General features: G+C 63.9%; 27 protein-coding genes. 19 read left to right on the forward strand and 8 right to left on the reverse strand.

Annotation, left to right across the window (positions count from 1 at the left end; translation table 11 throughout):
• Window positions 1-182: 182 nt before the first annotated feature.
• Window positions 183-758 (reverse strand): flavin reductase family protein, encoded by a 576-nt coding sequence (locus V8Z78_RS14400; protein WP_087865939.1) that lies wholly within the window; start codon window positions 756-758, stop codon window positions 183-185.
• Between the two features lie 103 nt (window positions 759-861).
• Here V8Z78_RS14400 and V8Z78_RS14405 point away from each other — a divergent pair, with 103 nt between their 5' ends.
• The 8 genes from V8Z78_RS14405 (at window position 862) to V8Z78_RS14440 (ending at window position 7,728) form a co-directional block, all read left to right on the forward strand.
• Window positions 862-1,236, forward strand: a complete 375-nt coding sequence (locus tag V8Z78_RS14405) for a VOC family protein (RefSeq protein WP_003060301.1) — start codon at window positions 862-864, stop codon at window positions 1,234-1,236.
• Window positions 1,237-1,490: 254 nt separating this feature from the next.
• Window positions 1,491-1,733 (forward strand): hypothetical protein, encoded by a 243-nt coding sequence (locus tag V8Z78_RS14410; RefSeq protein ID WP_003066979.1) that lies wholly within the window; start codon window positions 1,491-1,493, stop codon window positions 1,731-1,733.
• Between the two features lie 132 nt (window positions 1,734-1,865).
• Complete coding sequence (locus V8Z78_RS14415; RefSeq protein WP_034382436.1) at window positions 1,866-2,477, forward strand: class I SAM-dependent methyltransferase; 612 nt, start codon at window positions 1,866-1,868, stop codon at window positions 2,475-2,477.
• A 72-nt stretch (window positions 2,478-2,549) separates the two neighbouring features.
• Window positions 2,550-3,332, forward strand: a complete 783-nt coding sequence (locus tag V8Z78_RS14420) for a hypothetical protein (protein WP_349731588.1) — start codon at window positions 2,550-2,552, stop codon at window positions 3,330-3,332.
• 81 nt (window positions 3,333-3,413) lie between these two features.
• Window positions 3,414-4,250 (forward strand): tRNA-uridine aminocarboxypropyltransferase, encoded by an 837-nt coding sequence (locus V8Z78_RS14425; protein ID WP_046460432.1) that lies wholly within the window; start codon window positions 3,414-3,416, stop codon window positions 4,248-4,250.
• 156 nt (window positions 4,251-4,406) lie between these two features.
• Window positions 4,407-5,369 (forward strand): transporter substrate-binding domain-containing protein, encoded by a 963-nt coding sequence (locus V8Z78_RS14430; RefSeq protein ID WP_052951043.1) that lies wholly within the window; start codon window positions 4,407-4,409, stop codon window positions 5,367-5,369.
• A gap of 59 nt (window positions 5,370-5,428) precedes the next feature.
• Complete coding sequence (locus V8Z78_RS14435) at window positions 5,429-6,190, forward strand: sterol desaturase family protein (RefSeq protein ID WP_231879755.1); 762 nt, start codon at window positions 5,429-5,431, stop codon at window positions 6,188-6,190.
• 434 nt (window positions 6,191-6,624) lie between these two features.
• A complete protein-coding gene (locus V8Z78_RS14440; protein WP_034350912.1) occupies window positions 6,625-7,728 on the forward strand; it encodes an acyltransferase family protein in 1,104 nt (367 codons plus the stop codon).
• Between the two features lie 5 nt (window positions 7,729-7,733).
• Here the strand turns inward: V8Z78_RS14440 and V8Z78_RS14445 are convergent, their stop codons facing one another.
• On the reverse strand, window positions 7,734-8,405 hold the full coding sequence (locus tag V8Z78_RS14445; RefSeq protein ID WP_179627371.1) for a DUF924 family protein: 672 nt from the start codon (window positions 8,403-8,405) through the stop codon (window positions 7,734-7,736).
• A 232-nt stretch (window positions 8,406-8,637) separates the two neighbouring features.
• Between V8Z78_RS14445 and V8Z78_RS14450 the strand changes: the two genes are divergently transcribed.
• Window positions 8,638-9,213, forward strand: a complete 576-nt coding sequence (locus tag V8Z78_RS14450) for a DUF1439 domain-containing protein (RefSeq protein ID WP_224649271.1) — start codon at window positions 8,638-8,640, stop codon at window positions 9,211-9,213.
• A gap of 67 nt (window positions 9,214-9,280) precedes the next feature.
• Here the strand turns inward: V8Z78_RS14450 and V8Z78_RS14455 are convergent, their stop codons facing one another.
• Window positions 9,281-10,090, reverse strand: a complete 810-nt coding sequence (locus tag V8Z78_RS14455) for a substrate-binding domain-containing protein (protein ID WP_003066994.1) — start codon at window positions 10,088-10,090, stop codon at window positions 9,281-9,283.
• Between the two features lie 163 nt (window positions 10,091-10,253).
• Between V8Z78_RS14455 and V8Z78_RS14460 the strand changes: the two genes are divergently transcribed.
• Window positions 10,254-11,138 carry a LysR family transcriptional regulator gene (locus tag V8Z78_RS14460; RefSeq protein WP_057094030.1) on the forward strand — a complete coding sequence of 295 codons (885 nt, stop codon included), beginning with the start codon at window positions 10,254-10,256 and terminating at the stop codon, window positions 11,136-11,138.
• 17 nt (window positions 11,139-11,155) lie between these two features.
• On the opposite strand, the gene V8Z78_RS14465 is transcribed toward V8Z78_RS14460, so the two are convergent.
• Window positions 11,156-12,199, reverse strand: a complete 1,044-nt coding sequence (locus tag V8Z78_RS14465) for a Bug family tripartite tricarboxylate transporter substrate binding protein (protein ID WP_046460436.1) — start codon at window positions 12,197-12,199, stop codon at window positions 11,156-11,158.
• 234 nt (window positions 12,200-12,433) lie between these two features.
• Between V8Z78_RS14465 and V8Z78_RS14470 the strand changes: the two genes are divergently transcribed.
• Together V8Z78_RS14470 and V8Z78_RS14475 are read left to right on the forward strand one after the other, a co-directional pair.
• The gene (locus tag V8Z78_RS14470; RefSeq protein ID WP_349731589.1) at window positions 12,434-13,156 is read left to right on the forward strand and encodes a glutathione binding-like protein; all 723 of its coding nucleotides are present in this window, start codon (window positions 12,434-12,436) and stop codon (window positions 13,154-13,156) included.
• Between the two features lie 147 nt (window positions 13,157-13,303).
• Window positions 13,304-14,350: a pirin family protein gene (locus V8Z78_RS14475; protein ID WP_349731590.1), complete on the forward strand. Its 1,047-nt coding sequence runs from the start codon at window positions 13,304-13,306 to the stop codon at window positions 14,348-14,350.
• Between the two features lie 180 nt (window positions 14,351-14,530).
• Here the strand turns inward: V8Z78_RS14475 and V8Z78_RS14480 are convergent, their stop codons facing one another.
• The gene (locus tag V8Z78_RS14480; RefSeq protein WP_349731591.1) at window positions 14,531-15,418 is read right to left on the reverse strand and encodes a LysR family transcriptional regulator; all 888 of its coding nucleotides are present in this window, start codon (window positions 15,416-15,418) and stop codon (window positions 14,531-14,533) included.
• Window positions 15,419-15,544: 126 nt separating this feature from the next.
• On the opposite strand from V8Z78_RS14480, the gene V8Z78_RS14485 reads away from it, so the two are divergent.
• The 4 genes from V8Z78_RS14485 (at window position 15,545) to V8Z78_RS14500 (ending at window position 18,910) form a co-directional block, all read left to right on the forward strand.
• Complete coding sequence (locus V8Z78_RS14485) at window positions 15,545-16,906, forward strand: acyclic terpene utilization AtuA family protein (RefSeq protein WP_003067003.1); 1,362 nt, start codon at window positions 15,545-15,547, stop codon at window positions 16,904-16,906.
• 15 nt (window positions 16,907-16,921) lie between these two features.
• Window positions 16,922-17,296, forward strand: coding sequence for an AtuA-related protein (locus tag V8Z78_RS14490; protein ID WP_003067005.1), 375 nt, complete (start codon window positions 16,922-16,924; stop codon window positions 17,294-17,296).
• A 67-nt stretch (window positions 17,297-17,363) separates the two neighbouring features.
• Complete coding sequence (locus V8Z78_RS14495) at window positions 17,364-18,347, forward strand: Bug family tripartite tricarboxylate transporter substrate binding protein (RefSeq protein WP_003067006.1); 984 nt, start codon at window positions 17,364-17,366, stop codon at window positions 18,345-18,347.
• Between the two features lie 77 nt (window positions 18,348-18,424).
• A complete protein-coding gene (locus V8Z78_RS14500) occupies window positions 18,425-18,910 on the forward strand; it encodes an FKBP-type peptidyl-prolyl cis-trans isomerase (protein ID WP_003067008.1) in 486 nt (161 codons plus the stop codon).
• A gap of 146 nt (window positions 18,911-19,056) precedes the next feature.
• On the opposite strand, the gene V8Z78_RS14505 is transcribed toward V8Z78_RS14500, so the two are convergent.
• A complete protein-coding gene (locus V8Z78_RS14505; protein WP_003067010.1) occupies window positions 19,057-19,974 on the reverse strand; it encodes a phosphoribosylaminoimidazolesuccinocarboxamide synthase in 918 nt (305 codons plus the stop codon).
• A 441-nt stretch (window positions 19,975-20,415) separates the two neighbouring features.
• Here V8Z78_RS14505 and hpf point away from each other — a divergent pair, with 441 nt between their 5' ends.
• From hpf to hprK, 3 genes are all read left to right on the forward strand, one after another.
• Window positions 20,416-20,775, forward strand: coding sequence for a ribosome hibernation-promoting factor, HPF/YfiA family (hpf, locus tag V8Z78_RS14510; protein WP_349731592.1), 360 nt, complete (start codon window positions 20,416-20,418; stop codon window positions 20,773-20,775).
• 156 nt (window positions 20,776-20,931) lie between these two features.
• Window positions 20,932-21,405, forward strand: a complete 474-nt coding sequence (locus tag V8Z78_RS14515; protein ID WP_034347954.1) for a PTS sugar transporter subunit IIA — start codon at window positions 20,932-20,934, stop codon at window positions 21,403-21,405.
• A 36-nt stretch (window positions 21,406-21,441) separates the two neighbouring features.
• Window positions 21,442-22,401: an HPr(Ser) kinase/phosphatase gene (gene hprK, locus V8Z78_RS14520; RefSeq protein WP_003060345.1), complete on the forward strand. Its 960-nt coding sequence runs from the start codon at window positions 21,442-21,444 to the stop codon at window positions 22,399-22,401.
• On the opposite strand, the gene V8Z78_RS14525 is transcribed toward hprK, so the two are convergent.
• Together V8Z78_RS14525 and V8Z78_RS14530 are read right to left on the reverse strand one after the other, a co-directional pair.
• Complete coding sequence (locus V8Z78_RS14525) at window positions 22,398-23,612, reverse strand: DUF1501 domain-containing protein (protein ID WP_349731593.1); 1,215 nt, start codon at window positions 23,610-23,612, stop codon at window positions 22,398-22,400. The two genes, hprK and V8Z78_RS14525, sit on opposite strands and share 4 nt — an antisense overlap.
• A gap of 11 nt (window positions 23,613-23,623) precedes the next feature.
• Window positions 23,624-25,219 carry a DUF1800 domain-containing protein gene (locus tag V8Z78_RS14530; protein WP_349731594.1) on the reverse strand — a complete coding sequence of 532 codons (1,596 nt, stop codon included), beginning with the start codon at window positions 25,217-25,219 and terminating at the stop codon, window positions 23,624-23,626.
• Window positions 25,220-25,282: the final 63 nt, after the last annotated feature.

Genomic DNA, 25,282 nt, shown 5'->3' on the forward strand with positions numbered 1-25,282 from the left:
TGCAGTCATGGGTTGTTTGGTCAGTCAGTGATGCAGTCTAAATCAAGGCGGTTACAAAGACCCGGGTGCGCAGGCGCTGCGGGCCGGGGCACCTGAGGGTGTCAGTGGCCGTCACGGCAAAGTGCGCATTATTTTGATAGCTGCCGGCGCTTGATACATAAGCGATGCGGCCATAAGAGCTTCTATTTCACGAGCACCGATTCACCAATCGCGAAGAACTGCCCGCCCGCCACATAGTGCAGGGTGCGCAGCTCGGCAGGCGCGGAGCCGAACTCCCAGTGTCCATTGCGGAACACGCGCTCGTCGGCCCAGGCCGCCACGACTTCGGCGATGAACAGGTCATAGCTCTGCTGGTTGTGCGGCTCTGGGATCAGCTTGCAGACCAGCCAGGCGGCGCAGCCTGCCACGAGCGGTACAGCCAAGCCCGGTGCGTCGAAAAGCTGCACGCCATGTTTGACGAGTTTGCGGGGTTCTGTGACGGCGCTGTCCGTGCCTATGCCCACCGTCAGCGCGGCCTGGGGCACGGTGGGTAGTTGCACGGCAAAGAGGCCACTGCCCTCGACCAGCGCACGCGTGCGCGTGGCCTTGTCGAGCACCACGCTGATCTTGGGCGGCGCGAAGTCGAGCGCGCAGGCCCAGGCCGCGCTCATGGCATTGCGCTCGCCCGCATGCTGGGCCGAGACGATGACCGTGGGGCCGTGATTGAGCAGGCGGTAGGACTTGTCCAGGGGAACCGGGGTGAAATGGTCTGGCAGCATGGTGGGCTGAATATGGGTGACAGAAGAGGGCGGCAAGCTCCCGTTACGATGGCTTGCCGATTTCCCATCTTCGCCCGAAACAGGGCTTTTCCAGGAGACAACCATGTTTAGCCACATCATGCTGGGTGTAAATGATCTGGAGTCCAGCAAGCGCTTTTACGACGCATTGCTGGGTCAGCTGGGCATCGCGCCCGGCGTTGCCAACAAGAACCGCTTCTTCTACCGCAGCCCCACGGGCGTGTTTGCCATCTCCACGCCCATCAACGGCGAAACGGCAAGCTCTGGCAATGGCGCGACCACGGGCTTTCTGGCCCAGTCCACCGACCAGGTGAACGCGGCCCATGCGGCGGGCCTGGCAGCGGGCGGCGTCTCGATCGAGGATGCGCCGGGCTGGCGTGGCGATTCCATGTATCTGGCCTATCTGCGCGACCCGGACGGCAACAAGATCTGTCTGGCCTATCGCCCCGCGAAGGCCTGATCCAGGCTGACTGAACCAGGGCCGCGCAAGCGGCCTTTTTTTTGTCTTCAGGGGTGGGGATAAAAAACAGGAGCTGTCTGTGCTTTCCGGGCAAGGCCTTGAGCCCCGAGTGGCAACATGGAACGCGGTCATGCCCGACCTGCAAGCGGTGATGCTGTGCCCGCTGCCGGTGCAAAACCGGGGCAGGCGGCACAATGGCTGCTTTGCAGCGCGGGCGGACGTCCGGGGCCTGCACCACATTCAGTAATTTTTTCATGACCAACACCACCACTCCTGCCGAAGACCATCTGTGCGACGCCTGTGCCGGCATTCAGCGCAACTGGCGCAAAGCCCCCGGCCATGCCGAACTGATGCAGCGCGGCAACCGCAAGGAGGAGCGCGGCTCGAGCACGGCGACGGTGACCCGCTATGTCTGCGAGCGCTGCGGCACGGTGTGGGACTACGAGAACAACAAGCAGGACCAGCGCAAGGGCTGGTCCGTGGTTGGCAGAATTTAACCCCCTGAGGCGCTGCGCGCCTTGCCCCGGCGGGGCCGCCCAGGCCCTTGCTGGCTGTCTCTTTCCTGAGTCAGCGTCGGTTTTTGAAGTTTCGGCGTCTTCGGGCGCCGTTTGTTTTTTGAAGGAGGCTGCGTGCAATCAGCAAGCAACGAGTGGTTTGACGAGGCGTATTACCAGCGCTTTTACTTTGACAAAAAGACCAGCGTGATCGATCCCGAGCACGCGCGGCGGCTGGGTGCGTTTGTCTGCTCGTATCTTGCGTATCTGCGCGTGCCCGTGCAGCGGGTGCTTGATGTGGGCTGCGGCATAGGTCTGTGGCGCGAGGCGGTGCAAAAGCACTTTCCGGGCGTGCAGTATCAGGGCGTGGAGTTCAGTCCCTATCTGTGCGAGCGCTATGGCTGGGAGCAAGGCTCGGTGGTGGATTGGCAGCCCAAAGACGGCCAGCCTTTCGATCTGGTGATCTGCCAGGGCGTGCTGCCCTATCTGAGTCCGACTGACCTGAAAAAGGCGCTGGCCAATCTGGGCCGGCTGTCGCGCGGCGGGCTCTATATCGAGGCCGTGGCACGCGAGGATTACGAGCGCGACATCATCGACGAGGAACTGACCGATCCGCGCCTGTATCGCCACCGCGCCGAGCTGTACCGCCGCGGCCTGCAGCCTCACTTCAAGGAGCTGGGCGGCGGCGTATGGCTGAGTCGTCAGGCCGATATGCCGCTGTTCGAACTGGAGTGCGTTGGAGGCTGAAGCCTCTTGTTCTTGGTGATTTCGGGGCCTGCACCTATATTGCGGGGCTTGCGAACTCACAAGGATATGCAGATGCCTCATTGCTGGATCAAACGCTGCGGAGTCTGGACCGTTGCCATGGCTGGCGCAGCCCTGCTGCTGGCTTGCTCGGATTCCAAGACCGAGGGCGCCGCGCCCCCGGCACAGGCTCCGGCCGCTGCGCCGGCCTCCGCGCCTGCACAGCCTGCCACCCAGGCCAAGCGTGTGATCGATCAGTTGTTCAGCACCGAAACCATAGGCATGAATCTGGCCTATGTGGAAAAGATTGCCGGCCCGGCCATGCGCTCGGAATTCCATCGCCACCAGTTCCGCACCGACGGCTGCGATATCACTCTGGTCAGCGACGAGGCCGACAAGGTGATCGAGTCTGTCGAGATCGATATCGCACCCAGCTGCAATCTCTCGCTCAAGAGCGTGCTGAACGTGTCCGAGGGGCAGCCCGATATCAAGCTCGGCGACCTGACTTTCGGCAGCTTCGAGCCTTTGCTGGATAGCCGTTACTACGCCGACTGCCTGACGTTGTGCGGCAATGCCGCAGACCCCGTGGTCTATCTGGAGGCCAAGGGTTCGCGCCTGACCAACTTCATCAATTACTCGGTGCAGGCCCCCATGGTGGACGGCAAGGTGCTGGATGCGACGGCCGCCTGGCGTGACGCCATGGTCAAGGCAGAGTCCGAGGACTATGTGCTGGACACGCGCTTCAACTGCGAGCCGGATCGTTTCAGGAGCGTGATTTCCACCGGACTCAGGAATGCCAGGCCCACGGTGTTCAGCTTCGGTCGTGGTCCGACCTTCGAGCAGGGCGACTGCGACTAAGCGGCGCTCCTGCAGCATCAGCACTGGATTTGGCAAAGGCGGGACAATCCGGGCATCTGTCCGAACCTGCTGGTGTCCGTCTTGCCCGCTTCCACGCCTTTGTCCCCTGCCGCTCTGACTCCGCAGAAAACTCTTGCCTCCACGCTGTCTCCGCATGCCGTCTCGCGCTTGCGCCAGGCGCGGCTGGCGCGCAGCACGCGTCCGTTTCTGGCGCGCGGCGGCCCCAAGGGCGAGCGCTGCGAGGGCTGCCGCTTGCGCCCCTCCCACTGCATGTGCGCACTGCGCCCCGAGCTGGCCACGCGCGCGGCCTTCTGCCTGCTGATGCATGATGCCGAGCCGCTCAAGCCCAGCAACACCGGCTGGCTGATCGCCGATGTGGTGAAGGACACCCATGCCTTCGGCTGGTCGCGTACCGAGCTGGATCCGCAGCTGGAGGCTTTGCTGGCCGATCCGCAGTGGCAGCCCTATGTGGTCTTCCCAGGTGAATATGCAGAGCCTGCCGAGCGTGTGCTGGAGACGCTGGACGGCGGCGACAGCCGTGCGCTGCAGCCCGGCAGGCGCCCGCTGTTCATACTGCTGGACGCGACCTGGTCGGAGGCGCGCAAGATGTTTCGCAAAAGCCCGTATCTCGATGGCTTCCCCGTGCTCAGTCTGCACCCGGATCTGATCTCTCGCTATCAATTGCGCAGATCCAAGCGCGACGATCATTTCTGCACCAGCGAGGTGGCGGCCCTGTGCCTGGAGCTGGTGGGCGATGCCGGCGATGTGCAGGCCGGCCGCGTGCTGGAGAGCTATCTGGGCGTGTTCACCGAACGCTATCTACAGGCCAAGCACCAGCAGCCGGTCGATGAGGCCAGTAGCGCCCACCAGCGCCTGCGTGAACTGATGAGGGCAGCCCCCGCCAAACGCGACGCATGAAGCGCCGTGCAGGCATAAGCATTCCACTCAAAGCAATAAGCGAACACGGACAATCGGTCCAGGGCCTCATGAGTGCATGAGGTGTGTGCCGGATCGGGTGGGTGATGAGCGCCGATGACCAGGGGTCTCGGCGCTTTTGTTTTTCGGGAGTGGGTGATGGGCAAGTCGTGGAAATGGGTGGGGTTGGCAGCAGCGCTGGTATGCGCGGGCTCGGCCATGGCTGCGGGCAAGACTGAGGCGGCGAGTTCCAATATCGGCTCTGGTATCGACACGGCCGTGGATCTGTCCGCATCGCCCACGTTGCAGCGCTGGCAGGCCGGCGGCACCGTGGTGCTGGGGGTGCGGGAGGCAGCAGTTCCCATGTCCTACGCGATCGGTGCCAACGAGAAGTTCGTCGGCTATCACATGGACCTCTGCGAGCGCGTGGTGCATGCGATTGCACCTCGGGCCCAGCTCAAATACATGGTGCTGACGCCGCAGAACACCATGCCGCTGATCAATAACGGCACGGCCGATTTCAACTGCGCCAGCATGACCAACAACCTCACGCGCCAGAAGCAGGTGGCGTTTGGTTTGACCACCTATGTCAGCGAGGTGCGCATGGCCGTGCGTGTCGACTCGGGCATCACCTCGTTCAAGCAGCTGCAGGGGCGCAATGTGGGCGCCATCACGGGCACGACGGCGGTGCAGATTCTGCGCAAGTACGCCAGCGACAACGAGCTGAACTTCAAGACGCTGATGAGCAAGGATCAGTTCGAGAGCTTTCTGATGCTGGAGTCGGGTCGCGTCGATGCCTTTGTGCTGGACGACAACATGCTGGCCGGCGTGATCGGCCAGAGCAAGAATCCCAAGGGCTACAAGATTGTGGGCGAGGTGATTGGTGCCGAGCCGATTGCCATCCAGTTCAGCAAGGACGACCCGCAGATCAAGAAGGCCGTGGACGGCGCCATTTTGCAGATGATCCGTTCGGGCGAGCTGCACAAGCTCTACAACAAGTGGTTCATGCAGCCCATTGCGCCCAAGAACGTGAACCTGAACCTGCCCATGGGCGAGGTGCTCAAGAAACAGCTGGCCACGCCCAACGACACGCCGCTGGAGCAGTTCGTATTGCCCCAATAAAGCGGCAAAGCCACATCAGCCGATAGACTGCAAGGCAAACCGCAAAGGGAGTGTTTGCCGTGCTGGAGTACCTGGTCTATCCGCTGATTGCGCTGCTTTTCGTGGCAGTCTTCACGCGCGAGGTGATTGCGCCCGCCTCGCGCAATCTCTGCGACCGGCGCTGGCTGATCTACAGCAGCGCCCTGGGCGCGTTGACGCTGGTTTGCACGCTGGCGCTGGGCTGGTTGCTGGAGGAGCGTATTCGCCAGCATGCGCTGCTGGATGTGGGCGCACGCTGGAACCCGCTACTGGTGGGGCTGCTGAGCTTTTTCATCACCAGCTTTGTCTTTTACTGGTGGCATCGCGCCACCCATGCCTCCGATCTGCTGTGGCGCGTGTTTCACCAGCTGCATCACAGCGCGCGGCGCATCGAGGTGCTGACCTCGTTCTACGCCCATCCGCTGGACTCCTGCGCTGCCATGCTGCTGAGCGTGATTTCCAGCTATTGGGTGCTGGGTGCCAGCCCGGCTGCGGCGGCCGTGGCCCTGGGGCTGACGGCGGCCTTCGATCTGTTCACCCATGCCGATCTGCGCACGCCGCGCTGGCTCGGCTATGTGCTGCAACGCCCGGAAATGCATACCGTGCACCATCAGCATGGCCACCATGCGCAGAACTACGGTCTGCCGCTGTGGGACATGCTGTTCGGCACCTGGACCAACCCCGCCGAGCGCGCGCAGAAGCTGGGCTTTGATGACGACAAGTCCGAACGCGTGGCCGAGATGCTGCTGTGGCGCGATGTTCACCAGAGTGCACCCGCCTGCGGGCGCCGCAAGTCATCCTGAAGCTTCGAATTTGATAGCTGATGATGCCGATGGGTGGAGCGTGGGCTGCTGTTTTTGTTCTTAATTGTTAACACGGATTGCCAAGACCCTGCCAGAGCCCGGCAAGCTCTGCCCCTGGTTTGGGCCGGCGGTAAAAATCTGTTCAAATTGGCCCGGTCTGTTCACCTGTCAACAGACGCCAAGCCGTCTGGCTGTGGGCATTCATAACAATCTGCCGTCTCACCGTCAGTGAGCTGAAGCAGACAAATCGCCTGCCAGGTTCCGGCCCCCCGAGCGCGTTTTCATGCGCTCAGTGACCCCCGGGTCGCTGCAAAGAGCTGTTACTGCCTCTTTGCTCAAACTCTGAATACTGCTTCAGCCATGTCTTGTGCATGGCTGTGATTGTTTGTCTGCAAGCCCGGCCCGTGCCTGGGCGAAAGGAAAGGTGTCCGGTTTTGGTGGAGTCGGCGTTCAAGCTGCGCTACAACCCAGCGCTCGATGGATTGAGAGGCATAGCCATTGTGCTGGTGCTGCTCTCGCATGCACATGCCCCGATGTTCGACGGCGCCTTCTTCGGTGTCGATCTGTTCTTCGTGCTCAGCGGTTTTTTGATCACCTCCTTGCTGCTGATGGAGTATCGGCAGCATGGCAAGCTCGATTACTGGCGCTTTTACCGTCGCCGCTTCTTCCGTCTCATGCCTGCGCTGGCACTGTTCCTTGGAGCCTACTGTGTGTTCGCGCCTTTTATCTGGCCCGATCTGACGGACATCTATTCGGACGCACTGGTCTCCATTCTCTATCTGGCCGATTACGGCATTGCCTTCTTCGACAGTCCGGACACGCTGCTGCACATGTGGTCGCTGTCGGTGGAGGAGCATTTCTATCTGATCTGGCCGCCGCTGCTGGTTCTGCTGCTGCGCAAGGCCACGCCTGGCCGAGTCTGGGCGCCGCTTGCGGCGCTGTGGCTGCTGAGTACGCTGTGGCGCATCTTCTGGGTGGTGCAGGGCCAGCAGTTCTACGAAATCTTTTTCCGCTTCGACACGCGGGCCTCGGGTCTGCTGGCCGGCGCCTTGCTGGCGGCGCTGATGATGGAGCGCCCGCAATGGGTAGAGCGTCTGCAGTCGCTGCGCGCCTACACCATGTGGTTTGTGCTGGCCGTGCCGCTGATCATGGAGCTGGAGTGGGACAACCAGCACGCCATGGTCTGGGGCATCACGGTGGTGGAATGCGCGGCCCTGGTCGTGCTGTTGGCCGTGCAAAAGCCCGCGGGACTGGTCTATGAAATGCTGACGGCACCGGTGCTCATCAAGCTGGGCCAGCTGTCCTATGGCATCTACCTCTGGCATTACCCGGTGGTGCGCTATCTGCGTGCCGATTACTCCTGGCCCGTGACCGTGGTCGCAGGCCTGCTGATCTCTACCGCGCTGTCGGCACTGTCGTTCTACACGGTGGAGCGCTGGGCCATGCGCCACCGCGACCTGGGAGCGAGCAAGAAGCCTGAGCGCCAGCCTCAGGCACGCCAGGAACCCGCGCTGCGCGAGGCTACGCGCGGCTCGTGATCGCCCTAGAAGCCTGAGCCGGGCTGGGCCAGGTACTCGGCCTCTTGGGCGGTGCTGGCGCGGCCCAGAATGCTGTTGCGGTGAGGGAAGCGGCAAAAGCGCTCTATCACCACCTGATGGCGATGGGCGTAGTCCAGCGTTCCGGCCAGATATTCGCGCAGCTCGGTGTCCGTGGCGCTCTGCAGCAAAGCCTCGAAGGCGGCCACGCTGCGTTGCTGCATGGCCGGGTCTTCGGCATGCTCCAGCGGCAGATACATAAAGACGCGGGCCACCTCGGGCAGTTGTTGGTCGGTGCCGGAGTCCATTGCCTGCAGCGCCAGTGCCAGGGCCTGCGCGTCACCGGCAAAGCTCTTGGGAGTGTTGCGGTGGATATTGCGCGTGAACTGGTCCAGCAGGATCACCAATGCCAGCTGCTGCCATGGACCCTGGGTTGCCCAGTGCTGCAGTGCACCGCCCAGGGCGGCTTCCACGGCAGTGCCAAAGCGCTGGCGCAGCTCCTCATCGAAGGCCGCCGATTTGGTGAACCACTGCGCCTTGTGCTTGAGGGCATCGGCATTGCCAGGCCTGGGGCTGCCGAACCACTGGGTCAGAACTTGGTCGGGCAGGCTGGTGTCCTGGGCGGCGGCGGTCAGCGCCTCATGGCTGACGGGAAGGGAATTTGCAGTCATGCAAATCATTGTGCATGCACTGCCGCTGGCGTTGACAGTCAACCCTGGATGGCGTCGGACGTTAGATAACAGTCTTTTACCTGCAGATTGCATCAGATAGGGAACTGCGAACACCCATCGAGACTCTGTGGAATAGCAGGCTCAGAGACAATGGATTGATCAAAAACCATAGCTGACAGCGTTGGTTTATCAAGTGTTTGCATGGGTTTTGAATCAGGTTTTACGGAGTTCGGTGGTCGTGATGAATCGGCGCGCATGGTTGGCGGTGACAGTGTTGGGATTGGGAATGGCTGCCACGGGCTGCTCGGGCAAGTCCGTGCCCAGCAGCGTGAGCGTGAGCCAGCAGAAGCTGCAGGAGATGCTGGCCAGGCGTTTCCCCAGGCAGTTTCCCGTGGCGGGTTTGCTGCAGCTGGACCTGAAGGCGCCGCAGCTGAGCATGCTGCCCGAGCGCAATATGCTCAACGCTGTGATCCCGGCCGAGCTCAGCGGCAAGGTGCTCAAGGAGCAGTACAGCGGCCTGCTCAATGTCGATTTCGCGCTGCGCTATGAGCCCACCGACCGCACCTTGCGCGCCTACCAGATCAAGGTCAACCAGCTCAGCATGGACGGGCTGTCGCCCGCGCTCAGCGATATGCTGGGCACCTATGCCACGGCATTGGCCGAGCAGGCCATGGGTCAGGTGGTACTCTATCAGTTGCAGGACCAGGATCTGGCCCTGGTCGATGCGCTGGCCATGGAGCCTGGCGCCATCACCGTCACCGCCCAGGGGCTGACAGTGGCACTGGTGCAGAAGGCCAGCGCGGGCAGCAAGCGCTGAGCTGCCAGGCGACAAAAAAGCCCGCAGGCGTATGCCTGGCGGGCTTTTTTTCGGGGTCATGCGGCGCTCAGCGGGGCTTGGCGACGGGCTCCAGGCCGGTGTCACGAATCGTCTTGGCGGCGGCTGGCGAGGTGTAGTACTTGAGCAGTTGCTCCAGCCCCTGCGGGTTGGTTGAGGTACTGGCCGTGCCGGCCGAGAAGATGGTGTAGTGCTGCACCGAATCGGGCAGGGTGCCGACATAGCTGATGCCCTCGATGGGCAGCAGTTCGCTGACCTGCTGCAGGCCGATTTCGGCCTCGCCTCGCGCCACGATGGTGCCCACGCGCTCGGTCACGATCTTCCTGCTCTTGGGCATGACCTGGTCGTGAATGCCGAGTTTCTTGAGCATCTGGGTTTCGTAGTAAGTGCCGCTGGCGCTGGCCGAATAGGCAATGCTCTTGGCGTTGAGCAGCACCTGACGCAGCTTGTCCTCGCTGCTGATGTCGGGGATGGGGGCACCCTTCTTCACGGCCACGCCCACGGCCGAGCGCACCAGGTCGATCTGGGTGCCGTTGCGCACCAGGCCCTTGGCGGCCAGATCGTCGAGCGCACCGCGCGCCAGAATCACCACATCGGCCTTCTCGCCCTTGCTCAGGCGATTGGGAATGGAGGTGGGCGAGGCCCCCATGGAGGAGCCATAGGCCGACTCCACCGCCAGGCCGGTCTGGGCCGTGAACTGAGGCGCCAGCAGCTTGTGCGCTGCGGTGAAGCCGCCCGAGGTCATGAGACGCACAGGCTCCTTGGGCGTGCTGCTTGGCTGCTGGGCGCAGCCTGCGGCCAGCGCCACAGCGCTGATCAGCAGGGCTCGGCGAACGGTGAAAAGGGGAAACGGCTTCATCAATGTCTCTCTGTATTGGGCGGGCGGGATAGGCCTTGAACCCTTTTGGAATCAACGCAGGCAGCTACTTTTGTCATGGCTGCTGCGGCTGACCGGATTGTGAAAAGCTGCGGCCTTTGCGTCCAATACCGTTTGCGTCTGGACTTGATACGAAAATCGTCCTATGGATTTGCGCCGTCTGACCTGTTTTCTGGCTGTGGCCGAGGAGCTGAATTTCAGCCGTGCGGCCCAGCGCTTGCATATGAGCCAGCCCCCGCTGAGCCAGCAGATCCGTCTGCTGGAGCAGGAGATGGGGGCGCAGTTGTTCGAGCGCTCGCGCCGCGCCGTGGCGCTGACGCCGGCAGGCCTGCTGCTGCAGGACAAGGCGCGGCAGATCGTGGAACTGCATCAGCAGGCGGGCGAGCTGGTGCGCATGGCAGCCCATGGCCTGGCGGGGCGTTTGCGCATCGCCTTCACGGCATCGGTGCCGCTGTTTGACGAGTTCTCCACCATGTTGCGCGACTTTCGCAGCCGTCACCCGCAGGTGGAGCTGGATCTGCAGCATATGACCACGGGCGAGCAGATCGCGGCATTGACGACGGGACAGATCGACATCGGCTTCATGCGTCCCTCGCCGACGTTTCGCATCCCCGTGCCGATTAGGGAGCAGACGCTGTGGCGCGATGAGCTGAAGCTGGCCCTGCCGGTGGCACATGCCAAGGCGGCTGCGGGCGAAGCACTGGCACTGAGCAGCCTGGCCGACCAGCCTTTTGTGCTGCACCCGGCCGTGCTCGGCGGTGGTCTGCACGAACATATTCTGGCGCTGTGCAGCGAGGCCGGCTTTGTGCCGCGCATCGCCCAGCCGGCACGCGAGACCTCGACCATGCTGGCGCTGGTGGCCGCAGGCCTGGGTCTGTCCATCGTGCCCAGCGTCTATGAGCGCATCTGCCCGCCCGGCGTGGTGCTGCAGCCGCTGGCCGACGCCGCGCGCCATTCGCGCATCGCGTTGGTCAGCATGCAGCAGGCGCCGTCACCCTGCGTGCAGATGTTCTGGCAGTTGCTGCGCTAGGGCGGCCTTCGCCGGCATCAGTCCGCGCGAATATCGGCGGCTCGGATGACGTCGCCGAGTTCCCGGGTTTCGGCCTGGATGAAGCTGCCGAACTGAGCCGGTGTTCCTCCCAGGGGCGTTGCACCCATATCGGCCAGCGTCTGGGTGACCGCAGGCGTGGTCAGCGCCTTGTTGAGTGCAGCGTTCAGCGTCTGGATCACGGCCTCGGGCGTTCCCTTGGGCGCTACCAGGCCCCACCATACGGTAGCTTGCACATCCACGCCCAGGGAGCGCGCAGTCGGCACCTGAGGCAGCAGGCGCGAGCCATTCTTGTTGAGCACCGCCAGTGCGCGCAGGTTGCCGCTGTTCACATGACCCGCGACTTCCAGTGGGTTGATCGCCATGAAGTCCAGACGCCCGCCCAGCAGATCCGTCACGGCGGTGGAGCCACCCTTGTAGGGAATATGAACGCCCTTGAACTGCCCGGCTTTTTCCAGCAAGGCACTCGCCATATGGCCCGAACTGCCCACGCCTGCCGTGCCATAGGACAGGGCGCCGGGCTTGGCCTTGCCCGCTGCAATCAGTTCGGCCAGGCTTTTGTACGGTGACTTGGCGTTGACCACGACCACCAGTGGCGCCTCGCCGATGCGCCCTACCGGAATCAGGTCGGTCGCGGGGTCGAAGCTGAGCTTGGAGTACAGCGCCTTGTTGGTGGTCAGCGTGTTCGAGGCCGTCAGCAGCGAATAGCCATTGGGCGCGGAGCGTGCCACTGTCGCCATGCCGATATTCGTGCCGCCTCCGGGCTTGTTTTCCACCACGATGGACTGACCCAGAAACTCCGCCATGGGCGTGGTGACCAGCCTGGTCACGATGTCCACGCCTCCGGCCGGCGAATACGGCACGACGACCGTCACGGCGCGCTCCGGAAAGCCTGCGGCAGCGGTCGCACCGCTGGCCAGCATCAGCCCTGCAGCCAGCGCGGTAGCGCCTAGGCTCAGCACTTGTCGCCGGTTCAGCAAAGCGCAAGCAGGCGTCTTTGCGCCGGTGAGAAAAGAATCGGGCCTCCCAGGAAGCTGATGCATGTCATATCTCCGTGTTCACTTCTTGTAGACACCCAATATCACCCGCTGAAGCGCCGTCTTCGATGAGGGAATCTGCGTACCCGCATCTGGCCATCCCAGCCATCGGCAGCGCTGCCTGCAAGGCCGCATGACAACCGTTAGGATGCTCGGGCGCTCTGTGTCGTGGCTTACCAGGTCACGCTGCCACCCCCTTGCGGGGCCGCAGAGATTGCCAACACGCTCCGAAGGAAACCCATGACGCAACCCCAAGTCCTCGCCGATTTTTCCGTGACCCGCAAATGGCCCGCGCAGCACCCCGAGCGCATCCAGCTTTACTCGCTGCCCACGCCCAACGGCGTGAAGGTATCGATTGCGCTGGAGGAAATGCAGCTGCCCTACGAGGCGCACCTTGTCAGCTTCCAGACCAATGACCAGCTCACACCAGAGTTTGTCGGCACTTTTCTCAACAACAAGATTCCCGCCATCATCGACCCGCAAGGCCCGGGCGGAAAGCCACTGGCGCTGTTCGAGTCGGCGGCCATCCTGATCTATCTGGCCGAGAAGAGCGGCAGCCCGCTGCTGCCCGCAGACCCCGCGGCGCGCTACGAGACGCTGCAGTGGCTGATGTTCCAGATGGGCGGCGTGGGACCCATGTTCGGCCAGGTCGGCTTCTTCCACAAGTTCGCGGGCAAGGACTTCGAGGACAAGCGCCCGCGCGACCGCTATATCAACGAGTCCAAACGCCTGCTGGGCGTGCTGGAGCAGCGCATGCAGGGCCGCGAGTGGATCATGGGCGCGCAGCTCACGATTGCCGATATCGCCATCTGGCCCTGGGTGCGCAATATGGTCGACGAGAACGGCTACAACGCCGCCGAGCTGGTGGGCTGGAACGGGTTTCCGGAGCTGCAGCGCGTGCTCAAGGCCTTCATGGCCCGCCCGGCGACGCAAAAAGGTCTGAACATTCCGCCGCGCGGCTGAGCGCCGACCAGGGCAGTATGGGCTTGCCGCTGTTGCAAAAGCGGCAAGTACTGTCCCAGCGGTGATGTCTTTCAAACCCGTGGGCTGGCCTTATCTTCGAGACTTAGGGCCCTGCAACTGGCAGTGGCCTCTCAAGAGGAGAACTCCATGACCACGAATCGCCAACCCATTCTGGAAAGCGCCCCCTTGGGGCCGCGCTGGCCCTGCCTGGATCCCTTTCTGTTCTGCGCTCACCACGATGACAGCTATCCGGCCAGCAACGGCAAGATGGGCGTGCAGGCCGTGGAGTTCGAGGGACGCGAGATGGGCAGCGACTTCAGCGCCCGCAACGGCTTCTCCATGTACCACGGCGAGCCGATTCCGGGCTTTCCGGGCCACCCGCATCGCGGCTTCGAGACCGTGACCCTGGTGCGCAAGGGCCGCATCGACCATGCGGACTCGCTGGGCGCAGCCGCACGCTTTGGCGGAGGCGATGTGCAGTGGCTCACGGCCGGCAAGGGCATCCAGCATTCGGAGATGTTCCCGCTGCTGAACAGCGACAAGCCCAATCCGCTGGAATTGTTCCAGATCTGGCTGAACCTGCCTGCGAAGAACAAGATGGTGGAGCCCCATTTCACCATGTTCTGGAACGAGCAGATCCCGCGCCTGAGCTTCAGCGATGCGGCGGGCCGCAAAACCACCGTGACCGTCGTGGCTGGTGCCCTGGACGGTGCGGACAAGGCCTTGCCGCCTCCACCCGAATCCTGGGCCTCCCAGGCCGACAGCGATGTGGCCATCTGGACGCTGGAGCTGGAGCCCGGTGCCCGCTGGACCCTGCCCAGGGCAGCCGGTGACCAAACTCACCGCATGCTCTACTTCTTCGTAGGCAAGAGCATGACTGTGGGTGGCGAAGCCGTGAACGGACATCTGGCCATGCATGTCGACGCTCAGCGCGAGCTGGAGCTGGTCAACACCGGCGATGTCAGTGCAGAGCTGGTGCTGCTGCAGGGCAAGCCGATCGGCGAGAAGGTGGCGCAATACGGCCCCTTTGTGATGAACACGCAGGAGGAGATCATGCAGGCCATGCAGGACTACCGCCGCACCCAGTTCGGCGGCTGGCCCTGGAAGGACAGTGATCCGGTGCATGGCAGCGAGAACCGCCGCTTTGCGCGCTACCCAGGGGCCGACGTCGACGAGCAGCCTCCCCGGGCCTGATACGGCTCAGGGCCTGAAGCTGGCAGCCTCCGGCGTGCAGCCCAGCTCCCTGAGCAGCGGCCATGCCGGTATTGCTCGTGTTCGTGTTCGCGGGCATGGACTGCGTCCCTGCGGGCGGTGCCCAGATCCAAGGGGGCGCAGCCTGCTTGAATGTGCGCGGCAATGCCTGGGGGCATCCGCTCAGCAGAACTCCCCTGCGAGGAAATCCAACACGGCACGCACACGCGGTGCCAGCGATCTGCCGCGCGGATACAGCAGGTAGAAGCGGTCGTCCTCGCTGCGCTCCTGGAACTGCTGCAGCAACGGCACCAGGGTTCCGCGCTCCAGGTCGGCGGCGATATGGAAGTGGGCCAGCCGCACCACGCCATGGCCCAGCAATGCCAGGCTGCGCAGCAGCTCGCCCTGGTTGGCTCCGATGTGGCTGGGGATGTCTATGGTCTTGAGTCCGCCTTCCTCGTGGAAGGTCCAGCGGTTCCACTGCGTGCGTATGGTGAAGTTCAGGCAGCGGTGCTGCAGCAGGTCCTCGGGCTGCTCGGGATGGCCGAAGCGCTGGAGGTACTGTGGCGCTGCGGCTATCACCCAGGGCCTGAGCATCAACGGGCGACCGATCAGCGTCTGCTCCGTAGGCCGGCCGCTGTGGATGGCGACGTCTATGCCCTGGCGCACGAAGTCGCCGCGCTCCGTGCCAAGGACGAAGTCCAGGTGCAGGCGCGGGTGCCGGTCCAGCAGCAGGTGCAGGCGCGGCGCCACCAGGTATTTGGCCGTGGTCAGCGCCGTATGGATGCGTACCGTGCCCGAGATTTCGGCATCGGCCACGCGCACACAGGCCTCGGCCTGCTCCATGGCCTGCACCACGCGCTGGCTGGCGATGCGAAAGTGCTCGCCTTCCTGGGTCAGGCGTATGGCTCCGGCAATCCGCTCGAACAGCCGCACACCAAGGCGTGCCTCCATGCGCGCGATGAGCTTGCTCACCGCCGAAGGCGACAGCTCAAGCCTTCTGCCGGCACCGGAAAAACTGCCTTCCTCGATCACACGCAGGAATACCGTCATCTCGCCGAACTGGTCCATCTAAGGTCTTCGCCTCCTGTGAAATTGATTCACATGCGCTGTGCGCGCGCATGCGTTGTCTCTTGAAAAACGACTGTACAGAATGGTTTCAGCCCCCGGTCTGGGGGAACAACGGAGACAAGCGTAATGAATGACAGCAAGATCCTGCGCATAGGCGCGGGAGCCGCGTGGTGGGGCGACCGGATCGAGCCCGCCGCCCTCAATGCCGAGCATGGTCGGCTCGACTACCTGTGCTTCGAGACCATGGCCGAGGCCACGGTCTCGGCCGCGCAGGTCAGGGCCCGGCGCGACCCGTCCTTCCCGGGCTACGACACCTATCTCGACGACCGCATGCGCGCCGTGCTGCCTGCCTGCATGCGCCAGGGCACGCGCATCATCTCCAACCAGGGGTGGATCAACCCGCAGGGCGCGGCACGGCGCATCGTCGAGTTGCTGCGTGAGCTGGGTATCACCGGCGTCAAGGTGGCGGCCGTGGGCGGCAGCCTGATCACCGACCGCGTGCTGTCGCTGGCCCCCACCATCCTGGAGACCGGAGCCCCCACGCAGAGCATTGCCCACTCGCTGATCTCGGCCGAAGCCTATCTCGGGGCCGCTCCCATCGTTGACGCTCTGGCGGAAGGTGCGCAGATCGTGGTCACGGGCCGCGTCGCCGACCCTTCGCTGTTCCTGGCTCCCATGGTGCATGAGTTCGGCTGGGACCTGCTGGACCACGAGCGCGTAGGTGCTGGCAGCGCGATAGGCCATCTGATGGAGTGCGGGGCCCAGGTCACCGGGGGATATTTTGCAGACCCGGGCCTCAAGGACGTGCCCGAGCCCTGGAACCTGGCCTTTCCCATCGCCGAGGTCGATGCCGAAGGCGGCGTGACCCTGTCCAAGGTGGAAGGCACGGGCGGCATGATCAGCCTGCAGACTGTCAAGGAGCAGATGCTCTACGAGGTGCACGACCCGGCGAACTACATCACGCCCGATGTGGTGGTCGACTTCACGCAGGCCCGCATCGAGCAGCTGGCGCCGGACCGCGTGCGCGTGACGGGGCTCACGGGCAAGCCGCGCACACCCACGCTGAAGGTTTCCATGGGGTGCACCGAGGGCTTCATCGGCGAGGACATGTTCTTCTATGCCGGCCCCGGCGCACTGCGCCGCGCCCAACTTGCCAAGCGCATCCTGGAGGAGCGCCTGCGCATCGTGAAGCTCGATGCCGAGGAGGTACGCATCGACTTCCTGGGCCTGAATGCCGTGCATGGCGCTGCCACGCCGGCGAATGCGCCCGAGCCCTATGAAGTGGCCGTGCGCGTGGCGGCACGCACCCGGTCGCGCGAGGAGGCGGTCAAGGTGGGGCGCGAAGTGGACGGCATGGCGGTCTCGGGGATTGCCCACACCGGCAAGCGCGTGCCGCACCAGGAACGCACGCGCGAGGTGATAGGCGTGTGGTCCTCGCTGGTGCCGCGCGAGCAGGTGACGGCGCATATCGACTACTTCACGAGCTGAACAGGGGAGCAAAGCATGCAGGACATGAACCAGGACATCCGGGTGCCGCTGGAGCAGGTGGCGCATACGCGCTCGGGCGACAAGGGCAATACCTCCAACATCGCCGTGTTTGCCTACGAGCCCGAGCTCTATGCGCTGCTCAAGCAGCAGCTGAGCGCCGAACGCTTCAAGGCCTTTCATGGCCGGGCCATCACCGGCGAGGTGCTGCGCTACGAGGCCGATAACCTGCACGCGCTGAACTTCGTGGCGCACGGTGCACTGGGCGGCGGCGTCTCGCGCAGCCTGTCGGTGGACAACTACGGCAAGGCGTTGTCGGCGGCGATCCTGGGCTTCGAGCTGCTCGTCCCCGCTGCGCTGGCGCCGCTGCTACGCCGCCGTGCACCGGGCTGAACTGGCACCGACATCCAGTACGGGCATCCGCCGCATATTCCATAAAACACCACCAGGAGACACCGCAATGACCTCGCATCTGTTTCGCGCCCTGGCTGCCGCCGCCGCGCTGGCCATGGCGGCCTGCACGGCCGTCGCCTTCGCGCAGGCCCCGGCCTATCCCGCCAAGCCCGTGCGCATCGTCGTGCCCTATCCGGCAGGAGGCACCACGGACATCATCGCGCGGCTGGCGGCGGCCCAGCTGTCCGAGCGGCTGCGCCAGCCCTTCGTCGTCGAGAATCGGGCTGGCGCCAGCGGTGCCATAGGCTCGGTTGCCGTGGCCCAGGCCGCAGCCGACGGCTACACCCTGGTCATGGGAACGGCCAGCTCGCACGGCATCAATTCGGCGCTGCAGAAGAACCTGCCCTATGACGCCGTCAAGGACTTCGCGCCCGTCACCGTTGTGGCGAGCACGCCGAACATCATCGTGGTCCATCCCAGCGTCCCCGCGCGCACCCTGGGCGAGTTGCTGGCGCTGGCCAAGGCCAGGCCCGGACAGATCAACTTCGGCTCGACCAGTCCAGGCGGCTCTCCGCACATGAGCGCCGAGCTGCTCAAGATGATGGCGGGCGTGGACATGACCCATGTGCCTTACAAGGGCGCATCGCCCATGCTCACCGATCTCATGGGCGGGCAGATACAGGCCGGCTTCGACAATCTGCCCTCCACCATCGCCTTTGTGCGCAGCGGCAAGCTGCGGGCGCTGGCCGTGACCACGGCACAGCGCTGGCCCGGGGCGGCAGACATTCCCACCGTCGCCGAAAGCGTGCCCGGCTACGAGGTCTCGGGCTGGTTCGGCCTGCTGGCTCCGGCGGGAACGCCCAAGGCGGTGCTGGATACGCTGCAGACCGCCGTTGCCCAGGCCGTGCGCGACCCGGAGGTGGCGCGGCAGCTGCGCAGCCTGGGCGCCGAGCCCGTGGCCAGCAGGCCCGAGGTCTTCGCGCAGCAGATCCGTGCCGACGTGGACAAATGGCGCGGCGTGGTTAAGGCCACGGGCGTGACACTGGAATAGCCCGAGTCGCCGACAATGGCAGCTTTGCGCGATGCCTGACTCGGGTTCAGGCACCGCCCCACTCGAAATCCATTGTCATGAACATCACCAAAGACACTGCCGTCACCATCAACTACAAGATTCACGAGCTGCTCGCGGGCGGCGTGGCCGTCAAACTGCTGGACAAGGGCGATGTGGCCTATCTGCACGGCGGCTATGACAACATCTTCGCCAAGGTCGAAGCTGCTCTGGACGGCAAGCAAAAAGGCGATGTCGTGACTGTGGACCTGGCCGTGGCGGACGCCTTCGGCGAGCGCGACGAAAGCCTCAAGCGCACCATTCCCAAGGGCGAGTTCCCTGCAGGCGTGAAGGTGGGCGGCCAGCTGCGCGGCACCAACGACCAGGGCCTGCCCCAGATCTACAACGTGGTGAAGATCAAGGGCCCCGTGGTGCTGCTCGACGGCAACCACCCTCTGGCCGGGTTTGCGCTGCGCTTCAGCGCGGTGGTCAACGAGGTGCGTGCGGCCTCCGAAGAAGAAATCGCCCACAAGCATGTGCACGGTGGTCACGGCCATCACCACTAAAAATATAGCTGTCAGCACATGCTCATAAAGGATTTCATAATTATTTCAGGCTGAAATCCTCTTTCTGAAAGCGCAAGCTGCTATCAAAATAAAAAGGCCCCCGGATTTCTGTTCCGGGGGCCTTTTGTCTGCTTGGCACCGATCGCTCAGGCGGTCAGGCGATCCAGCGCTTCGCGGTACTTGGCCGCCGTCCTGTCGATCACTTCCTTGGGCAGGCGGGGCGCGGGAGCCTTCTTGTCCCAGGCCTTGCCGTTGACCTGGGCCTGCTCCAGCCAGTCGCGCACGAACTGCTTGTCGTAGCTGGGAGGGTTCTCGCCCTTGGCCAGTGCGTCCTCGTAGCCTTCCACGGGCCAGTAGCGCGAGCTGTCGGGGGTCAGCACCTCGTCCATCAGAACCAGGGTGCCGTCTTCGGTCAGGCCGAACTCGAACTTGGTGTCGGCAATGATCATGCCCTTGGTCAGCGCGATCTCGGCCGCTTCCTTGTAGATGCGGATGGCGGTATCGCGGATCTGGGCCGCGAGCTGCTCGCCCACCATTTCCACAGTGCGCTCGTAGGTGATGTTCTCGTCGTGGTCACCCATTTCGGCCTTGGCCGCGGGGGTGTAGATGGGCTCGGGCAGCTTGGCCGCGTTGGTCAGGCCGGCGGGCAGCTTCACGCCGCAGACCGATTGCGATTCCTGGTATTCCTTCCAGCCGCTGCCGGCCAGATAGCCGCGCACCACGGCTTCGATCAGCACGGGCTTGAGGCGCTTGACCAGCATGGAGCGGCCTTCGACTTGCTTGACTTCCTCGGGCTTGACCACGGACTCGGGCGCTTCGCCGGTCAGGTGGTTGGGGCAGATATGGCCCAGCTTGTCGAACCAGAACAGCGCCATCTGCGTCAGCAGCACGCCCTTGCCGGGGATGGGCTCGCCCATGATCACGTCAAAGGCGGACAGGCGGTCGGAGGCCACCATCAGGATGCGGTCGTCGCCCACGGCGTAGTTGTCGCGGACCTTGCCACGTGCGAGCAGGGGCAGCGAGGCAATGTTGGAGGTATGCAGGGCGGAGGGCTGGGTGGTCATGGTCGAGATAGGGCTGTCAGGCAATTCAGGCGTGCAGTCGGTCAGCAGGCGCCTGAAAGCCCAAGGGGCTGCCAGCGTCGCAGGCCCGAGAGGCGGCTGCGTAAAAACGCGATTTTAATGGCGCAGGCAGGGGTTTGGACGGTCACGGTCTTTGCCAGTGCGCGCCTGCTGCGATCGAGGCCCTGGGGCATGCCGGCGTATCCCTTGCATGCGGGCCAAAGCCACTCATTGTGGCGTCAAAACCGCCTGTCATCAAACCGACAAACAAGGCCCCTGGCGAGCCTGCGCTATCACGGTCATTTCGTTGCCTTTGGCGTGGGGCGGGCGCATAGTGGGTTCACAGCAAAGACGAATGCGCATTCCGAACTGCCAGGCTGCGGCACAGCCATCAGGCGCTGTGAAACCGCAGTGATTTCACCGAGAGCTAAGGAGTGTTTTGTTATGAATTTGACGATTAGCGGGCATCACCTGGAGGTCACTCCCTCGCTGCGCAGCTATGTCATGGCCAAGCTGGAACGCATTCTCAGGCACTTCGATCAGGTTGTGGACGTGAAGGTACTGCTCACAGTCCACAAGCAAAAGGAAAAAGACAAACGACAGCGCGCCGGTTGCACGGTGCGCGTGAAAGGGCAAGACTTGTTCGTGGAGACGCAGCATTTCGACCTCTATGCCGCCGTGGACGTCCTTGCCGACAAACTCGACCGTGTGGTGATGCGCTACAAGACTCGTCAACAAGGCCCGCGTGCCACAGCCAAGCGACTGGACTCCGGGGGCTTGCAGCTGGCGCAGGTGTCAGCTTGATGAAAGCGAGGCGCAAACCTAGCTTTTGCGCCGGTTTGTTGCAGGGCTGTCGCCTTGTTACAACGCTAAAAGCGCCGCCCTACGGGGCGGTTTTTGATGGTGATCAGGGTTTCCCCACGGTTTTCAGCGCTGCGGTGCATAATTGTTGATCACACCATGAATCGCCTAGCTTCTATCCTTCCCGCCGCTCAAGTGCTTGTGAGCGTTGATGTCACCAGCAAGAAACGCGCTTTCGAGGAAGCGGGTTTGCTCTTTGAGAGCTTGCATGGTCTGTCTCGTGCCCTGATCACCGATAGCCTGTTCGCACGCGAACGCCTGGGCTCTACCGGTCTGGGGCATGGAGTTGCCATTCCCCATGGCCGCATCAAGGGCCTGACGGCTCCCATGGCGGCAGTGTTCCAGCTGGCCAACCCCATCGGCTTCGATGCGCCCGATGAGCAGCCGGTCGGCCTGCTGATCTTTTTGCTGGTGCCCGAGGCGGCGACGCAAAAGCACCTGGAAATCCTCTCCGAGATCGCCGAGCTGCTCAGCGACAGCCAGTTGCGCGAGCGCCTGAAGTCGTCCACCGATGCGCAGCAGCTGCACGGCATGATCGACAGCTGGCAGTCCTCCATCACCTCCCAGGCATGAGTTCTGGCCCTTCTTTTTGACTGACAGGGCCTTGCCATGAGACCCAGCGCCATCAGTGCCGACGTACTGTTCGAGGCATTTCGCAACTCCAGCCTGCGCTGGCAGTGGATAGCGGGGCTGGGCGCCTCCGAGCGCCGCTTTGACGAGATGGCCGTGCGCTCGGCCCGCTCGGGTGCCGATCTGGTGGGCTATCTCAACTACATCCACCCCTACCGTCTGCAGGTGCTGGGCGAGCGTGAAATCGCCTATCTGACCAATGCCACCTCGCAAGACTGCTTGCGCCGCATTGCCCGCATCGTCACGCTGGAGCCGCCGGTGCTGGTGCTGGCCGACGGCCAGGACGCTCCCGACGAGCTGATCTCCATGTGCGAGCGCGCGCATATCCCGCTGTTCTCCACCAAGGAGCAGTCGGCCTTTGTCATCGACGTGCTGCGTGCCTATCTGTCCAAGCATTTCGCCGATCGCATCACCATGCACGGCGTGTTCATGGATATTTTGGGCATGGGCGTGCTGATCACGGGCGAATCGGGCCTGGGCAAGAGCGAGCTGGGGCTGGAGCTGGTCACGCGCGGCAACGGTCTGGTGGCCGACGATGCGGTGGACCTGTATCGCATCAACCAGACCACGGTCGAAGGCAAATGCCCCGAGCTGCTGCAGAACCTGCTTGAAGTGCGCGGCATCGGCCTGCTCGATATTCGTGCCATCTTTGGCGAGACGGCAGTGCGTCGCAAGATGCGGCTCAAGCTCATCGTGCACCTGGTGCGCAAGGAAACCATGGAGCGCGAATACGAGCGCCTGCCCGCCGAGCCGCTGACCCAGGACGTGCTGGGCGTGCCCGTGCGCAAGGTGGTGATTCAGGTGGTGGCGGGCCGAAACATTGCCGTGCTGGTGGAAGCCGCAGTGCGCAATGCCATTTTGCAGCTGCGCGGCATCGACACTTACCAGGAATTCGTGATGCGCCACCGCCGCGCCATGGAAAGCGGCGAGTCGTTCTAGACCAGCTGCAGCCTGCCTGGCTGGGACGTCGGAAAGATCTGCTGCAGCTGCGCTGTGTTCAAGCCGTACATACGCGCAAACAGGCCGCCGAGCAGGGAGCGGTATTCGTTGAGCACGGGGTAGTCGCGGTTCTGGAACAGCGCTTTTTCGGTGACTTCGATCTGCTCGCCCAGCACCTTGCCGCCGGCTTGGGCCGAGAGGCCGCCGCCGAGAAACCAGTAAGCCGTGCCATGGCCGTGGTCCGTGCCCTTGTTGCCGTTTTCGCGGAAGGTGCGCCCGAACTCGCTGATCACTGCCACCACGGTATGGCGCCAGGTTTCGGCTCCCATGGATTCGGCGAACGTCGCCAGGCCCTGGCTCAGGTCGCCGAGCCGGTTGGCCAGATTGCCGCTGGCGGCGCCCTGGTTGACATGGGTGTCCCAGCCTCCGATATCGACAAAGCCCAGGTCGAATTGCTCGCGCATCAGATGCGCCATGCGCTGGGCTACCAGGCTGAAGCCCTTGGCACTGATGGCATTGCGCCCGGCCTGGTCCATTTCCTCCTGCATGCTGCGCTGCACGGCACGCTGTACCGCAAAGCCTTCACGCACCGGAGCTTCCAGTGCCGAGCCCTGGTACATGGAGGCAATGGTCTGGCTGCGCTGCTCGTCCAGCGCAGACTTGCGCACGGAGGCCAGCGCCATGTTCGCCACCTGGGCGCTGCCGCGCAGGCATAGCGGCAGCTGGGCGGTGAAGGCCATGGGGCTGAGCCGGCTCTGGCTGTCGGCCTGCAGTACCCGGGTCAGCCGGTTCAGAAAGCCGCTCTGATAGCTTTTCCCGCCTTCCTGGGGCTGGCCCAGCTCGATCGAGTCCTGGGTTTCGAAATGGCTGCGCGAGAGGTCGTTGCTGCCCGCGAACGGCACAAAACAGGCCTGGCCCTGTTCGTACAGCGGCAGCAGACTGCTTTGCAGCGTGGGATGCAGTCCCCATTGAGGGTTCAGGGCCAGTGCCCCGTCGGCCGATCCCGGGCGGGCAATGGCGATGTTGGGTCTGGCCTGATAGTAGAAGTCGCTATGGGTTGGCACCAGCAGGCTGTTGCTGTCGTAGGCGCCGCGCAGGAAGACCAGCAGAAAACGGGGCGAGCCGCTTTGCAAGGGGGCGGCCAGACCTTGGCCCAACTGGCAGAACAGCGGCAGGGCAGCGCCGAGGCTGAGAAATTGACGTCTTTGCATGGCTGCCCTCCTTAGCGGTACATCATTTCGGGGGCGGAGAGGAAAAAGCTGTTCCAGTCCGCCGGATTCCTGGCCTGGGCCAGTGCGGCGCGTGTGGCGGCACCCAATGCCGGCACGCGAGCCTGGACGCTGCTGCGCTTGTCCAGGTCGGGATAGGGCGGCTTCTCCAGCGGCTGCTGCGGGCTGCTGCGGAACAGCAGCGCGCCGCGGCTGCCAATCTGCCTTGCCACCTCGAAGCGGGCATTCATCTGGCCGGAGCTGGACCAGTCCGACTGCGTCACGGGGTAGCCGTCGGGTGTTTCGTGGCCGTATAGCGGCTGGCCCAGCTGGTTGAGCCAGTTCTGTACCGGCCCCACATCGCTGGCCACGCGCTGGTCGTAGGCCAGGCGTGTGGCGCCCAGCACATAGTGGACCGGGTCCTTGAAGCCCTGGCCGAACTGCTGAGCCTGCGGGTCGCTCAGCATGGCCGCCAGCGTGGCGGCAATATCGCCATGGCTGCGCTCGAAGGCCTGGGCCGTGCGCTCGACCACGGGCTGGGGCGGCTTGTCGCCAAGAAAATAGACGCAGAGCTTGCGTGCTATGAAGCGCGCAGTGACGGGCGACGCCACTATGCGGTCTACTGCCTCGTTGACCTGGGCCAGTCCGCTTTTTTCCAGCGGCCTGCCGAGCAAGACCTGGGGCGTGTAGTCGTGGCGATTGGGGTTGAATTCGAAGAAGCCATGGCGAACGTAGTCGCCCTGGCGTTCGGGGCGCAGCTTGGGCGGCGGAGCGTCGGCCTCGCGGGTGGAGAAGCCCACACCGGTCAGCACATGGGCCATGGCCTGCACATCGGCCTGGGTGTAGCCGCTGCCCACGCCCATGGTGTGCAGCTCCAGCAGTTCGCGCGCGTAGTTTTCATTGATGCGCCCGGCGGCATTGCTGGCATTGTCCAGATACAGCAGCATGGCCGGATGGCGCATGCTGGCCGTCAGCAGCTCGCGGAATTTGCCCAGCGCATGGGGGCGAATGGCCTGCTCCTCGTAGTCGCCCACCCACATGCGCACATCGCCCTTGCGGGTGCTGACGTTGAAGTGATTCATCCAGAACCAGGTCATTTGCTCCTGCAACTGGTGGGGCGAATAAAGCGCGCGCCAGATCTGGCGTTTCTGGGCTTCGCCGCCCAGCTGATTGAGCTGGCGTTGCAGCTCGCTGCGCAGTTTGGCGGCCTCCTCGGGATCCTGGCTGTTGCGAATGGCCAGGCGCTGGTCGGCAATTTCGCGCTGGATCTGCGCCATGGGCTTCTGGCTGATGCCCAGGGCGTCGATGTGCTGCTGCACCTCGGCCGGCATGGGCGCGGAGGAGGGGCTGAGCTGAGCGGCCAGCCAGCGCGTGAGGCCTTGCTGCTGCAGCCGGGCCGCATCATGGTCTGTGGCGCCCCAGGTGACCCGGTCCAGCCATTGCTGGCTTTGCAGCGCGCTGGGCTTGTCGGGCAGGGCGCTGCTGCTCAGCGTCTGCAGCACCTCGAGGCTGGGGCGGCTCGATGAGGGGCCCAGCGGTGCGCAGGCGGTCAATGCGAGGGCTGCCAGACAGAGCAGGCCCTGGACAGGTGAAAACGGTAGCAGCCGCATGAACCGGGTCTCCTCAAGCGCGGGAATGACTGCAGCATACGCAGTCCGGCTCGCGTTTGGTTT

The sequence above is a fragment of the Comamonas sp. wu1-DMT genome, assembly GCF_040187805.1.
GTDB classification, from domain to species: Bacteria; Pseudomonadota; Gammaproteobacteria; order Burkholderiales; family Burkholderiaceae_C; genus Comamonas; species Comamonas thiooxydans.

What these genes read in the sequence shown, in the direction of transcription:
- V8Z78_RS14410 (WP_003066979.1), top strand. Translation starts at nt 1,491, where the DNA reads ATGACCAACACCACCACTCCTGCCGAAGACCATCTGTGCGACGCCTGT.
- V8Z78_RS14495 (WP_003067006.1), top strand. Translation starts at nt 17,364, where the DNA reads ATGACCTCGCATCTGTTTCGCGCCCTGGCTGCCGCCGCCGCGCTGGCC.
- V8Z78_RS14405 (WP_003060301.1), top strand. Translation starts at nt 862, where the DNA reads ATGTTTAGCCACATCATGCTGGGTGTAAATGATCTGGAGTCCAGCAAG.
- V8Z78_RS14460 (WP_057094030.1), top strand. Translation starts at nt 10,254, where the DNA reads ATGGATTTGCGCCGTCTGACCTGTTTTCTGGCTGTGGCCGAGGAGCTG.
- V8Z78_RS14400 (WP_087865939.1), bottom strand. Translation starts at nt 758, where the DNA reads ATGCTGCCAGACCATTTCACCCCGGTTCCCCTGGACAAGTCCTACCGC.
- V8Z78_RS14465 (WP_046460436.1), bottom strand. Translation starts at nt 12,199, where the DNA reads ATGCATCAGCTTCCTGGGAGGCCCGATTCTTTTCTCACCGGCGCAAAG.
- V8Z78_RS14470 (WP_349731589.1), top strand. Translation starts at nt 12,434, where the DNA reads ATGACGCAACCCCAAGTCCTCGCCGATTTTTCCGTGACCCGCAAATGG.
- V8Z78_RS14450 (WP_224649271.1), top strand. Translation starts at nt 8,638, where the DNA reads ATGAATCGGCGCGCATGGTTGGCGGTGACAGTGTTGGGATTGGGAATG.
- V8Z78_RS14505 (WP_003067010.1), bottom strand. Translation starts at nt 19,974, where the DNA reads ATGACCACCCAGCCCTCCGCCCTGCATACCTCCAACATTGCCTCGCTG.
- V8Z78_RS14490 (WP_003067005.1), top strand. Translation starts at nt 16,922, where the DNA reads ATGCAGGACATGAACCAGGACATCCGGGTGCCGCTGGAGCAGGTGGCG.
- V8Z78_RS14515 (WP_034347954.1), top strand. Translation starts at nt 20,932, where the DNA reads ATGAATCGCCTAGCTTCTATCCTTCCCGCCGCTCAAGTGCTTGTGAGC.
- hprK (WP_003060345.1), top strand. Translation starts at nt 21,442, where the DNA reads ATGAGACCCAGCGCCATCAGTGCCGACGTACTGTTCGAGGCATTTCGC.
- V8Z78_RS14475 (WP_349731590.1), top strand. Translation starts at nt 13,304, where the DNA reads ATGACCACGAATCGCCAACCCATTCTGGAAAGCGCCCCCTTGGGGCCG.
- V8Z78_RS14480 (WP_349731591.1), bottom strand. Translation starts at nt 15,418, where the DNA reads ATGGACCAGTTCGGCGAGATGACGGTATTCCTGCGTGTGATCGAGGAA.
- V8Z78_RS14455 (WP_003066994.1), bottom strand. Translation starts at nt 10,090, where the DNA reads ATGAAGCCGTTTCCCCTTTTCACCGTTCGCCGAGCCCTGCTGATCAGC.
- V8Z78_RS14530 (WP_349731594.1), bottom strand. Translation starts at nt 25,219, where the DNA reads ATGCGGCTGCTACCGTTTTCACCTGTCCAGGGCCTGCTCTGTCTGGCA.
- V8Z78_RS14445 (WP_179627371.1), bottom strand. Translation starts at nt 8,405, where the DNA reads ATGATTTGCATGACTGCAAATTCCCTTCCCGTCAGCCATGAGGCGCTG.
- V8Z78_RS14420 (WP_349731588.1), top strand. Translation starts at nt 2,550, where the DNA reads ATGCCTCATTGCTGGATCAAACGCTGCGGAGTCTGGACCGTTGCCATG.
- V8Z78_RS14500 (WP_003067008.1), top strand. Translation starts at nt 18,425, where the DNA reads ATGAACATCACCAAAGACACTGCCGTCACCATCAACTACAAGATTCAC.
- V8Z78_RS14525 (WP_349731593.1), bottom strand. Translation starts at nt 23,612, where the DNA reads ATGCAAAGACGTCAATTTCTCAGCCTCGGCGCTGCCCTGCCGCTGTTC.
- V8Z78_RS14485 (WP_003067003.1), top strand. Translation starts at nt 15,545, where the DNA reads ATGAATGACAGCAAGATCCTGCGCATAGGCGCGGGAGCCGCGTGGTGG.
- V8Z78_RS14430 (WP_052951043.1), top strand. Translation starts at nt 4,407, where the DNA reads ATGGGCAAGTCGTGGAAATGGGTGGGGTTGGCAGCAGCGCTGGTATGC.
- hpf (WP_349731592.1), top strand. Translation starts at nt 20,416, where the DNA reads ATGAATTTGACGATTAGCGGGCATCACCTGGAGGTCACTCCCTCGCTG.